General features: G+C 44.5%; 12 protein-coding genes. 10 read left to right on the plus strand and 2 right to left on the minus strand.

Translation table 11 applies throughout. From position 1 onward, the window contains the following. Positions 1–63 precede the first annotated feature (63 nt). The 10 genes from folK (at position 64) to parC (ending at position 10342) form a co-directional block, all read left to right on the plus strand. Positions 64–576 carry a 2-amino-4-hydroxy-6-hydroxymethyldihydropteridine diphosphokinase gene (folK, locus tag BKB51_RS19000; protein WP_085902697.1) on the plus strand — a complete coding sequence of 171 codons (513 nt, stop codon included), beginning with the start codon at positions 64–66 and terminating at the stop codon, positions 574–576. Between the two features lie 132 nt (positions 577–708). Beyond that, positions 709–1083 (plus strand): DNA-directed RNA polymerase subunit omega, encoded by a 375-nt coding sequence (gene rpoZ, locus BKB51_RS19005; RefSeq protein WP_047765077.1) that lies wholly within the window; start codon positions 709–711, stop codon positions 1081–1083. 120 nt (positions 1084–1203) lie between these two features. Beyond that, positions 1204–3351, plus strand: coding sequence for a RelA/SpoT family protein (locus tag BKB51_RS19010; protein WP_085902698.1), 2148 nt, complete (start codon positions 1204–1206; stop codon positions 3349–3351). A gap of 43 nt (positions 3352–3394) precedes the next feature. Continuing rightward, the gene (gene acpS, locus BKB51_RS19015) at positions 3395–3802 is read left to right on the plus strand and encodes a holo-ACP synthase (RefSeq protein WP_085902699.1); all 408 of its coding nucleotides are present in this window, start codon (positions 3395–3397) and stop codon (positions 3800–3802) included. Positions 3803–3852: 50 nt separating this feature from the next. Then, complete coding sequence (gene lepB / locus BKB51_RS19020; protein WP_085902700.1) at positions 3853–4632, plus strand: signal peptidase I; 780 nt, start codon at positions 3853–3855, stop codon at positions 4630–4632. After that, positions 4619–5332: a ribonuclease III gene (gene rnc, locus BKB51_RS19025; protein ID WP_085902701.1), complete on the plus strand. Its 714-nt coding sequence runs from the start codon at positions 4619–4621 to the stop codon at positions 5330–5332. The genes lepB and rnc overlap by 14 nt, the downstream gene beginning before the upstream one ends. 2 nt (positions 5333–5334) lie before the next feature. After that, complete coding sequence (gene era / locus BKB51_RS19030) at positions 5335–6291, plus strand: GTPase Era (RefSeq protein ID WP_085902702.1); 957 nt, start codon at positions 5335–5337, stop codon at positions 6289–6291. Positions 6292–6413: 122 nt separating this feature from the next. Further along, a complete protein-coding gene (gene recO / locus BKB51_RS19035; protein WP_085902703.1) occupies positions 6414–7127 on the plus strand; it encodes a DNA repair protein RecO in 714 nt (237 codons plus the stop codon). Between the two features lie 68 nt (positions 7128–7195). Continuing rightward, entirely contained in the window at positions 7196–7984 is a 789-nt protein-coding gene (locus tag BKB51_RS19040) for a substrate-binding periplasmic protein (RefSeq protein ID WP_158090285.1), read from the plus strand. A 105-nt stretch (positions 7985–8089) separates the two neighbouring features. Next, positions 8090–10342 carry a DNA topoisomerase IV subunit A gene (gene parC, locus BKB51_RS19045; protein ID WP_085902705.1) on the plus strand — a complete coding sequence of 751 codons (2253 nt, stop codon included), beginning with the start codon at positions 8090–8092 and terminating at the stop codon, positions 10340–10342. A gap of 60 nt (positions 10343–10402) precedes the next feature. Here parC and BKB51_RS19050 read toward each other — a convergent pair whose 3' ends face one another. Further along, on the minus strand, positions 10403–11626 hold the full coding sequence (locus tag BKB51_RS19050) for a benzoate/H(+) symporter BenE family transporter (protein WP_338066552.1): 1224 nt from the start codon (positions 11624–11626) through the stop codon (positions 10403–10405). Positions 11627–11782: 156 nt separating this feature from the next. Continuing rightward, positions 11783–12229 (minus strand): TRAP transporter large permease subunit (locus tag BKB51_RS19055; RefSeq protein WP_125911883.1); only part of this gene is annotated, 447 nt, incomplete at its 5' end.

Below are 12229 nucleotides of genomic sequence, written 5' to 3' on the forward strand. Positions count from 1 at the left end.
TGCTGAGATATGATAGTTAACTGTTCTATCGGAAAACGAAATATCATTTAAGGCAGTAACCAAGTGATCATCATTGCAATTGGGGCCAATCTCGAGAGCCCTGAACATGGCCTTCCTTTGCAAACATGTAAAAAAGCTCTGTCCAGATTAGAAGAGCTTGGGGTCGAAATTGTAAAACAATCGAGGTGGTTGAAAACGGCACCGGTACCAATTTCAGATGCACCCTGGTATGTAAACGCTGTTGCGCAAATTCAAACGGATTTAGCGCCAGATGAACTTTTAGAGCTACTGCATGACATAGAAAACGAGTTTGGTCGCGTCAGGCCTTTCATTAACGCGCCCCGTATACTCGATCTGGATATAATCGCTTATAATGATTTTGTAAGTTCTTCGGGGGATCACCTTATAATACCGCATCCACGCATGCATGAGCGGGCTTTTGTTCTTTTACCTCTACTCGATATTGATGAAGACTGGCGACACCCGGTTACAGATAAAACAGCAAAAGAGCTTTCCCTGACCATACCAGTTGATCAGGAAACAATTGAATATTCTGATAGTTCTTCTGAAAACTAGGCAACTAATTCGGGTGAAGTTTTTTTAACAGGATAATGTTGATTATCCTTGCGTTCTTATGAACTGCTTCATATATTGCATCGATTCAATACCCTGTTGAAGGGTTAACTACGACTACTGGAGTTATCATCTATGGCACGCGTCACAGTCGAAGATTGTGTAGAAAAAGTTCCTAATCGCTTTGAACTTGTTATGCTTTCAGCCCAGCGCGCACGAGAGATCGTATCTGGCGCTCCGCTTACTGTAGAGCGGGATAACGATAAAAACGCCGTTGTTTCTCTTCGCGAAATCGCAGAAGAGACCATTAGCCTCGACGCCGTGAAGTCCTCCTTGGTGCAAGGTCTCCAAAAACAGGCCGCGTTTTCTGAAGTTGATGAAGATGAGCCTGAATTTGATGCAATTGGCCCAGAAGCCCTTATCGCCGCAGATGCTGGCGAACAGTTTGCTAATGCTGATGGTATGTCTGTTGAAGATACACCAACCGAACTTGCTAAAGATTCTGAGTAAATAAACCCAGTTTAGCAAATAATTCTAAGAATATAGCCTTCCAGAGCTTGGCCTACGCCTTTTCACGGCGTATCATTTTCTGGAAGGCTATATTTTTGCATAAGGGCTGTTTGATCCACCATGATCCGTCAGTTTGAGTTGGTTGAGCGCGTTAAATCTTATGATCATGACGCAGATGAAGATGCTATAAACAGAGCGTACGTTTTTGCGACCAAATATCATGGTTCTCAAAAACGGGCATCTGGTGATCCTTATTTCTCGCACCCAGTCGAAGTTGCTGGGATCCTGACTGATCTGAAACTGGATCACAATTCCATTATTACAGCCTTGTTGCACGATGTCGTTGAAGACACCGAAGCCAGCCTGGAAACCGTTGAAAAAGCATTTGGGGCTCACATTGCCAGACTGGTTGACGGGGTCACAAAACTAACACGTCTAGAACTTCAATCAGAAGAAAGTAAATACGCCGAGAACTTTAGGAAGCTTGTTCTCGCCATGTCTGATGACATCCGGGTTTTACTGGTGAAGCTGGCGGACCGTTTGCACAATATGCAAACGCTTAAATATATCAAAAAAGAAGAAAAGCGTCGCCGTATCGCCCGTGAAACCATGGATATCTATGCTCCCTTGGCCGAGCGTATTGGTATGCATCGATTTAAAGATCAACTGGAAGATCTTTCTTTTGCCGAACTTAATCCAGAAGCTCGGGAATCTATTGTTAAGCGTTTGGAATTTCTCAAAGGTGAGGATAATGATAACCTTGCCAAGAAGATCATTGACGAACTTAACAGGGTTATAAAAGCCCAGGGCATTGAGGGCGAAGTCTTCGGGCGCCTGAAAGCACCGTATTCGATCTGGAAGAAGATGCAGCGTAAAGCTGTTACTTTTGAGCAGCTTTCAGATATCATGGCATTTCGTCTTATCGTTAAAGACATGTCGAACTGCTATCAGGCATTAGGTGTTATCCACGGTAGTTATCCTGTTGTCCCTGGTCGTTTCAAAGATTACATATCAACACCAAAACCCAACGGCTACAAATCGATCCATACCTGTGTAATTGGCCCGGAAAAGCACAAAATTGAGGTGCAAATCCGAACTGCCGAAATGCACGATATTGCTGAAATGGGTGTTGCGGCACACTGGTCATATAAACAGGGCGGAGAGCATATGGAGGGGCGGCAATACCGCTGGCTCCGTGAACTCCTGGACATTCTGGATCACGCTTCAAACCCGGAAGAGTTTCTGGAACATACCAAGATGGAAATGTTCCAGGATCAGGTTTTCTGTTTTACTCCTAAAGGAGCGTTACTTTCTCTGCCGAGCGGTTCGACCCCCATTGATTTTGCCTATGCTGTGCATACCGAAGTTGGAAATACCTGTGTCGGGGCCAAAGTCAACGGGCGTATGGTTCCTTTTCGATCGATTTTGCATAATGGTGATCAGGTTCAAATTCTTACTTCAAAGAACCAAAGCCCGTCGCCCGATTGGGAAAAGTTTGTTGTCTCAGGTAAGGCCAAAGCTTGTATTCGTCGCTATATAAGACTTCAGGAGCGCGATCAATACAGCTCTCTCGGGCATCAAATGGTTCAGAAAATTTTTCGTCAAGAAGGGTACGAATTTACGGAAAAGGGCATCGAAGGCATTCTTGGCAAGTTCCATATGGATCAGTCAGAAGATCTTTATGTCAGCGTAGGACAGGGGCACCACTCGGCAAGGGAAGTATTGGTCGCGGTGTATCCTGGCGCAAGGGTTCTGCCAAAATCCCCAAGCCCGGGCACACAACGTAAAAAGCAAAAGACATCAGGCACAAAAGACAATGCACTTCCGATCAAAGGGCTTATTCCTGGAATGGCTGTGCATTATGCCCGGTGCTGTCATCCCTTGCCAGGTGATCGTATTGTCGGGATTGTTACCACAGGTAAGGGCGTGACAATTCATACAATCGATTGTGATAATCTGGTAAACTATCAGGATACGCCTGAGCGATGGATTGATGTTTCCTGGGATGCCATGGAAGTTGAAGGTCCGCAACATACAGGACGGCTTAAGTTGATTGTTGCCAATGAGCCCGGCTGTCTGGGTGGAATTTCCGTCGTCATTGGTAAAAATCAAGGCAATATCAGTAACTTGAAGATCGTTCATCGCTCGATGGATTTCTTTGAAATGATGGTCGATGTTGATGTGACAGATGTTAAGCATCTGGCTGATATTACCGCTGCTCTTCGGGCTATGTCTGTTGTCAATTCTGTTGAACGGGCCCGAAATTGATCATCCTTTTTTCATTTTATAATATTCTGGCTGAGAGATTGCGATGATACTGGGGATTGGAAATGATCTCGTCGATATCAGACGTATTGAAAAATCTCTCGCACAGTTTGGAGATCGATTTACCAATCGGGTTTTTACCGAAGAAGAAAAGAAAAGAGCAGCCTCTCGCCCCGATCCGGCGGCAACCTATGCCAAACGTTTTGCGGTAAAAGAAGCCTGTGCCAAAGCGCTTGGTACTGGTCTTTGGCGACAAGGTGTACTCTTTACTGATATAGGTGTTACTAACAACGAAAGAGGGCAGCCTGTACTTAAACTTTCCGGGGTTGCCTTGGAGCATTTGAATAATATTACCCCTCAGGGGATGACAGCTCAGCTACATGTGACTATATCTGACGATTACCCGCACGCGCAGGCCTTCGTAATTATTTCTGCAGTGCCGAAGCATAATTAAAATAATCGGATAAAATTTGATTTTACCGATGAAATGATGGAATTAACAAAATGACGACTGGGTCAGAAGACGTGGAAAAAACAACAGAAGATGAAGGTGTTGTCAAAACAGTTGTCTATGCACTGTTGATCGCTTTAACGGTACGGACATTTCTTTTTGAACCCTTTAATATTCCATCGAGTTCAATGAAGCCGACACTCTTGATCGGTGATTATCTTTTTGTTTCCAAATATTCATACGGTGTCAGTAAATATTCTTTCCCATTTGGGGCTAAAATCTTTGGCGATAATTTCGAAGGGCGTATTCTTGGCAGCGAGCCTGAACGAGGGGATGTCATCGTTTTCAGAAAACCTACCGACACGAACATCGATTACATTAAGCGATTGATTGGCCTGCCTGGCGATACAGTACAGGTAAAACAAGGGCAACTCTACATCAACAATACTGTTGTCCCGCGTAAGATTGTAAAGATTGGTGATGGCCGAAATGGAATCCCCCTGAATACCAAAGAATACGAAGAAACTCTTCCCAATGGAGTAAAGCATTCAATATGGGAAAGAAGTGATTCTGAATATTTAGATAATTTTGGACCCTACCTTGTGCCAAAAGGTTATTACTTCTTTATGGGAGATAACCGTGATAATAGCTCTGACAGTCGAGTATTAAATCAAGTCGGTCCTGTGCCTTTCGAAAACTTTATCGGCCGTGCTGATGTGCTGTTCTTCTCTCATCGTGGCGATGATGGTGGTGAAGACTATGGCGATTGGTGGGAAGTTTGGAAATGGCCATCAATGATTAGATTTGGACGTATTTTTAATGCCATCGATTGATGAATTCCATAATCGTAACCTCGCTACAGTTACGATAAAAATGGAACATAAATTTGATCGACCACAGTTAGTCAAGCAAGCATTAACACACCCCAGTGCCTGTGGTCGAAATTTGATCGTTGCTGACAGCTATGAAAGGCTTGAGTTCCTCGGTGATCGGGTTCTTGGACTCGTTATCGCCGATATGCTTTTGCACTCTTTCCCCAAAGAGAGCGAAGGTTCTCTTGCGAAGCGCTTTACAGCGTTGGTACGTCGTGAAGCGCTTGCTCTTGTTGCACAGAAACTCGGTTTTGATAAACTTATTGTCCTTGCAAAAGGTGAAGAGGAAAGCGGTGAACGCGAAAACCCGGCACTTCAAGCAGACGTCTGCGAAGCATTGATAGGGGCTCTTTATCTGGATGCTGGGTATAGTGCCGCTCAACGGTTTATTGCAAAGAACTGGAAGCCCCTCTTAAATCAGGATCTTTCGCCTCCGCAGGATGCAAAATCAACCTTGCAGGAATGGGCACAGGGTAGAGGATTGCCTTTACCAACCTACAAAGAAGTTTCACGCTCTGGCCCGCCGCACGCGCCCCTTTTTAATATTCAGGTTTCGGTCAAAGGCCTTGATCCTGTCATTAAACAGGGTAATTCAAAGCGTAAGGGTGAGCAGGAAGCAGCAACAGAACTTCTACGGTTTATCAGCGAAAATGGCATGTAATAATGAGTAACAAAGATGAAACCCCTTCTGAAATAAAAGACGTGCTTGGCACAGAATTACCAGCAGATATGAGTTGCGGATTTATTGCATTGATCGGGGCGCCGAATGCGGGAAAATCTACCTTGATGAACCGAATGGTTGGAGGCAAGGTTTCTATTGTGACCCATAAGGTGCAAACCACCAGATCGCAAATTCGTGGCATCGCAATGCACAAGAATGCTCAGCTTATATTTGTTGATACGCCGGGTATTTTTGCACCGAAAAAACGTCTTGAGCGTGCTATGGTATCATCGGCTTGGCAGGGCGCGGGAGATGCAGAAATTGTTGTTGTGCTACACGATGCATCCAAAAAGAAGATCGGTGAAGATACCCGCGCAATTATAGCAGGGTTGGAAAAGCAGGATCGCAAAGCAATCTTGGCACTTAATAAGATTGATTCCATAAAACCGGAAAAACTTTTGGCCTTGGCGCAAGAGTTTATGGCTATGGGTGTTTTCTCGGAAATTTTCATGATTTCGGCACAAGAAGGTGACGGAGTAAATGACCTGTTGGATCATCTGGCCAACGCTGTGCCCGAAGGCATGTGGCTATACCCGGAAGATCAACTGTCAGATCACCCAATGAGATCCATTGCGGCAGAAATTACACGCGAAAAATTGTTTTTGAACCTTCATGATGAACTTCCCTATAACCTGACGGTAGAAACCGAAAGTTGGGAAGATTTTGACGATGGCAGTGTCAAGATATCGCAGACTATTTATGTTCAGCGAGAACAACACAAAGCAATGTGTCTGGGTAAGGGGGGTAGAACAATCAAGCTGATCCGATCTAAATCTCAACAAGATCTACAAGAAACGATTGAGCGAAAAGTTCATCTGTTTCTTTATGTTAAAGTTCGTGAAAAATGGGCTGACGATCCCGAAAGATATCGGGAAATGGGGCTGGATTTTAACAGTTAAGTACAAACATGCATCTTGTTATTTCTTGCACACTTTCTGGCATTCTTTTCTAGATCTCTGACTTGAAAATGACTAATATGTTCACCTGTTGTTCTTTTGTTTGTATTGGGTGAGGTTGCGTGATGATAAATTGGGAAGACGAGGGGATACTTCTTTCTGCGCGGCCTTTTGGCGAAAATGACCTCGTTGCACAGGTTTTAACCCGTGGGCACGGACGTCATGCAGGTTTGGTTCGGGGGGGGCAAAGTATCAAAAAACGCTCTACCTTTGAGCCGGGAAATCGTCTTCATGTGAGATGGAGCGGACGTCTAGCTGAACACTTGGGACATTACGATGCCGAAGTCCTCGATAATATTTCAGGCCGCCTTTTTGATGAACCGGGACGTCTTGCCGCATTACTATCAGCTGCAGCGATTTGCGAACAATCTGTACCTGAACGTGAAGAAAATTCATCCTTTTATGAAGGCTTTTTAGTTCTTCTTGAACACCTGGAAAGTGACTTCTGGGGAGAGATTTATGTCCGCTGGGAACTGGCTCAGCTATCCGCGCTTGGGTTTGGTATTGACCTTAGTGCTTGTGCTGGTGGAGGAAACAATGACCAGCTAGCTTACATTAGTCCCAAATCAGGAAGAGCAGTGTCTTTGGCGGCGGGAGAACCCTACAAAGACAAACTCTTTCCACTTCCACTGTTCTTGTTGGGACAAGGCGGGGGCGGAATGACTGAAATTTCTCAAGGGCTTGAAATTGCCGGACATTTTTTGGAACGTCATTTATTTCACCCTCATGATAAATCTTTGCCATCTGTACGTGATCGCCTTGTAGAGAATTTCATATAACTTAATAGTTTGTTGAGAACGCAAACATACGATAGTATGCGGCTTGTTAAGTTTAATTGGAGGCGATTTTGGCACGCAATTCAGTGCTTATTATTCTGGTATGGTGTTTTTCGGTTTTTTCTTTTTCGCTACTTGCTGAAGAGAAAAAAGTACTGCCATTCAAAATCGCTTATGCAGAATCCTGGGCACCGATTTCTGTTGGTTCAGCTAATACAGTAACAGGCATACTTCCACAACTCATGGAAAGTATTATTCAACAACGAATGGGTATCCCTGTTGAGCATCATGGTTTCCCTTGGGCACGGGCACAGCAAGCTGTTAAATCCGGTGAAGTAGATGCTTTTATTACCACGCCAACAGCCGAAAGATTAAAGTTTTCTCGGACATCACAAAGCATAGTTTTTCCCTTACGCTTTCAGCCAATTGTTCGCAGTGGCTCAGAAGAAGAGTTCAGGTTTAAGTCCGAAATAGATATTACAACAACGCTGAAATCAAAGCGATATTGTGACGTCCTTGGAAACGGGTGGGCAAAAGTATTTTACCGTAAAAAAAATATGAAATACCTCGTCGTGCCGACACTTGATATCTGCTTGAAACATTTGGCCCAAGGACAGACAGATATCATCATTCATGCAGAGCCCGTTGCCACCAGCTTTATCAAAAAACTAAGGTTGGAAGAGCAACTAAAGATTTTACCTATCGTGATGGATTCCAGTCCCAAATTCCCGCTTCTTGTGTCAAAAGAATCTCCTTTCGGTCAGGCTTTTATTGATAACTTTGATGAAACCCTTACCCATATGAAAAACGAAGGTTTGTGGGAAAGACTTATCACGTCATCTCCTTTTGCCGCAAAATGATGATTTCTTTATCTTAACAACTCTTTATTCGTCTCATAATTCGTTCAAACAAGTTGCTTCAACGGAACTGTTGAGTAAAATGAAACAAGAGTTTGTGAGGGGTATATGAGCAGTTCTTCAGATAGAGTTCCGTCCCAGGAAATTCGGGATATTCGTTTCGTTGATGCACTTTCTGACCGGTATCTCAGTTATGCACTATCAACTATCATGTCCAGATCTTTGCCGGATGTCCGCGATGGTTTGAAGCCTGTCCACAGGCGTCTTCTCTATGCTATGCGTCAACTGAAGCTTGATCCCGGGTCAGGTTTTAAAAAGTCCGCTCGTGTAGTCGGGGATGTCATGGGTAAATTTCACCCTCATGGTGACCAATCTATTTACGACGCCCTTGTCAGACTGGCACAGGAATTTTCGCTTAGATTTCCTTTGATCGATGGTCAGGGTAATTTTGGGAATATTGACGGGGATAATGCTGCCGCAATGCGGTATACAGAAGCCCGTCTGACCGCGATTGCCGGTGAACTTCTTAGGGATATTGATCAAGATACTGTCGATATGCGTCCGACATACGACGGTGAGTCTGATGAACCGTGTATTTTGCCATCTGCTTTTCCCAACCTGTTAGCGAATGGCGCGCAGGGAATTGCCGTGGGGATGGCGACATCAATTCCCCCGCATAACGTTGGCGAAATTTGTGATGCGCTCCTATATATGATCAAAACCCCAAATGTTGGTTTTGACAAACTCGTTGATTTTATCCCTGGACCAGATTTCCCGACGGGCGGCGTTATGGTCGAAGGGCGCGATGCTGTTTTGCAAGCCTATAGCACGGGGCGGGGATCTTTCCGGGTTCGGGCAAAGTGGGAAACAGAGGATCTCAAAGCCGGGCAATATCAGATTATTATCACTGAAATTCCGTTTCAGGTTCAAAAATCCAAGCTGATTGAGAAAATCGCCGAGCTTATTAACAATAAAAAGCTTTTCCTGCTCAATGACGTTCGTGATGAGTCTGCCGAAGATATTCGTGTGGTTCTTGAACCCAAAAGCCGTAATGTCGACCCTGTCGTCTTGATGGAATCACTGTTTAAGCTGACGGAACTGGAAAGTCGAGCAAGCTTAAATATGAATGTCCTGGATGCAGATCAGGTTCCACGCGTTATGAATTTGCGTGAAGTCTTGCAGGCATTCCTTGATCATCGACATGTTATTCTTGTTCGGGCTAGTAACTTCCGTTTGGGCAAGATTGCAACTCGCCTTGAAATTCTCGAAGGCTATTTGATTGCCTATCTTAATCTGGATGAAGTTATCAAAATTATCCGGGAAGAAGATAAGCCGAAACAAGCACTTATAAAACGTTTCTCTCTTTCTGAAGTGCAAGCTGAAGCCATCCTTAATATGCGCTTACGTGCGTTGAGAAAGCTTGAAGAAATTGCCATCAAGGGGGAGCATGCTGATCTAACAGCTGAAAAAGCAGATCTGGAAGATATTCTCGCCCGTGAAGAACGTCGATGGGAAATTGTTGGCAATCAAATCAAAGATTTGCGTAAAGCCTATGGTCAAAAAACCGACCTCGGAAAGCGTCGTACAGAAGTAACAGATGCTCCAACTGATGTTTTTGTTCCCCTTGAAGCCGTTATTGAAAAAGAGCCTTTGACAATCCTTTGTTCTGAAAAGGGTTGGATACGTGCGCTGAAAGGCCATCAGGAAGATACCAGTGATGCCAAGTACAAAGAAGGCGATACCGGGCGCTTTTCTATTCTTGCGCAAACAACCGACAAGCTCCTTGTCTTTGCCAGCAATGGTCGCTTCTATACATTAGGTGCAGATAAATTGCCCGGAGGTCGTGGTTTTGGCGAACCCTTGAGCCTTATCCTGGACCTGCCGAATGATCAGGAAATTGTCGATATCCTTGTGTATCGCCCAGGCCAACAACTGTTACTAGCTTCGACCGATGGCAGAGGTTTCCAGATAAACGAGAATGATGTCATTGCCCAAACGAGAACAGGCAAACAAGTTTTAAATGTGGCCGACGGGGCAAGCGCTTTTATCTGTTACCAAATTGGTGAACACGATGACATGGTGGCGGTCATTGGCGAGAACAGAAAACTGTTGGTTTTCAAACTTGAAGAATTACCGGAAATGGCTAGAGGTCGTGGCGTTATCCTTCAAAAATACAGAGATGGTGGTCTGTCAGACATCAAAACCTTTAAAAACGGTATGGAAAAAGGTGAGGGGCTGACCTGGTGCGATACATCTGGACGCACTTGGACCCGTAATGAGATCATTGATTGGCATGGGCGCAGGGCAAGTGCAGGACGTTTGCCACCGACTGGCTTCCCAAGAACGAACAAATTCAGCTAACTAAAAGGCGATATCATATGCTGATATCGCCTTTAGCTTTTTATCGAGCGAACTCATGATTTAAGCTGTTAGCTTTCTTTTTAAGGAAAATAGGTGCGTTATGTAGAGAATTAGGCCTCCTGCTAACAATCCCCAAAAAGCCCCGGAAATTCCAAAAAAAGTAACCCCAGAAGCTGTAATCAAAAAGGTGACAGCGGACGCTTCTCTGCTATCGGGATCACTAAAGGCTGCAAGAGCAGCATTGGAAAAAGCGCCTATCAAGGCAAGCCCTGCAACTGCAGCAATTAAAATGCTTGGTGCAATAACAGCAAATGTTGTCACAAGACCCGAAAGCAATCCAAATACAATATACCCAAAACCACTTATAACCGCCGACCAATAGCGTTTTGTCGGATCTGGATGTGCATCTTCGCTTGCACACATTGCTGCTGTAATAGCAGCCAGATTAACAGCATGTCCGCCGAAAAGAGCACTGATGCCTGAAAAGAGTCCTGTAATAGCAATCAAAGGACCTGAATTTGGCTCATAGTTATGAATTTTGAGAACTGTGATGCCCGGCACATTTTGCGAAGCCATTGTTACAATGAAAAGAGGAATGGCAATTCCGATTAACCCGGCTAAACTGAATTCAGGGAAAACCATTGTAAATGAAGGGATGATATTACTGAAAAGATCATCTTTATTTGCGGCTGTGAAATCTATGCCAAAAATCATGATGAGAATTAAAGCAACAAGGGCCGAGGGAACAGCGAGTAATTTATTTATACGTCCTGCTATAATCCAGGCTAAAAGAATGCATAGTCCAAAGACCGGCTTTTCTGCGATTGCTTTTACGGGTGCCAAACATAAACCCAGCAAAATACCCGCAAGCATAGCATTGGCAAGAGCACCCGGAATTTTATTGACGGCTTTTCCCAAGGGCTTCCAAAGGCCTGCTATAATAAATAAAATAGCACAAAGAATAAATGAACCAACCGCAACTGAAAAACCACCTGGTACAGTACTTGTACTCGCTAATAGTGCTGCACCGGGTGTTGACCAGGCAACACTAATAGGGAGCTTGCTGTAAAGGCTAAGAACAATGGCACATACCCCCATCGCGATAGATAAAATCATTAACGCAGTCGCTGCCTGTTCTTCCGAAGCACCAACAGCTCTTATGCCTTGAAGAACAACAGCAAAAGAGCTGGCAAATCCCACAAAGGCAACTAACAATCCCATAAATGTGCTTTGTAATGATAAATCACGTAACATCATAAGCTCTATTTGTATATTATAGATAATTTTTACATGCTATCATATCCCGCGACTTGATCCAATAAATTATCGCATTTTTTACCGTACCCTTATTTAAAATTTCTTACTTCAATGTAATAGCACAAAGAAAAAGCCGCTGAAGTTTTCCTCAGCGGCTTTTTGATGGATCTTTAAGCTGTTGTGTTAGCCAAAGATGACCTTTGGTAACCAAGTTGCGAGTTCTGGAAAGAGTGCCAGAATAAGCAGAGCAATGATCTGAATAATCACAAAGGGAATAACACCCTTGTAGATTTGCATGGTCGTGACTTCCTTAGGTGCCACACCTCTGAGATAGAAGAGGGCAAAGCCAAAGGGTGGTGTCAGGAAGGAGGTCTGCAGGTTCATGGCCATCATCACACCCAGCCACACCGGACTGATATCACTCATCAGCAGGATCGGGGCGACAATAGGCACCACCACAAAGGTGATCTCGATAAAGTCCAGAAAGAAGCCCAGGACAAACATCACCAGCATGACGATCACAAGCGCCCCATAGGTTCCCCCGGGCATGTGGCTGAGGAACTCATGGACCATGTCATCACCGCCAAGTCCTCTAAAGACCAGCGAAAAGACAGAAGCCCCGATCAGGAT

Source organism: Kiloniella majae, assembly GCF_002118315.1.
GTDB classification, from domain to species: Bacteria; Pseudomonadota; Alphaproteobacteria; order Kiloniellales; family Kiloniellaceae; genus Kiloniella; species Kiloniella majae.

Bases quoted from the DNA above. Each gene is read 5' to 3' on its own strand.
- parC (WP_085902705.1), top strand. From the start codon at position 8,090: ATGAGCAGTTCTTCAGATAGAGTTCCGTCCCAGGAAATTCGGGATATT.
- acpS (WP_085902699.1), top strand. From the start codon at position 3,395: ATGATACTGGGGATTGGAAATGATCTCGTCGATATCAGACGTATTGAA.
- rpoZ (WP_047765077.1), top strand. From the start codon at position 709: ATGGCACGCGTCACAGTCGAAGATTGTGTAGAAAAAGTTCCTAATCGC.
- BKB51_RS19010 (WP_085902698.1), top strand. From the start codon at position 1,204: ATGATCCGTCAGTTTGAGTTGGTTGAGCGCGTTAAATCTTATGATCAT.
- lepB (WP_085902700.1), top strand. From the start codon at position 3,853: ATGACGACTGGGTCAGAAGACGTGGAAAAAACAACAGAAGATGAAGGT.
- rnc (WP_085902701.1), top strand. From the start codon at position 4,619: ATGCCATCGATTGATGAATTCCATAATCGTAACCTCGCTACAGTTACG.
- era (WP_085902702.1), top strand. From the start codon at position 5,335: ATGAGTAACAAAGATGAAACCCCTTCTGAAATAAAAGACGTGCTTGGC.
- recO (WP_085902703.1), top strand. From the start codon at position 6,414: ATGATAAATTGGGAAGACGAGGGGATACTTCTTTCTGCGCGGCCTTTT.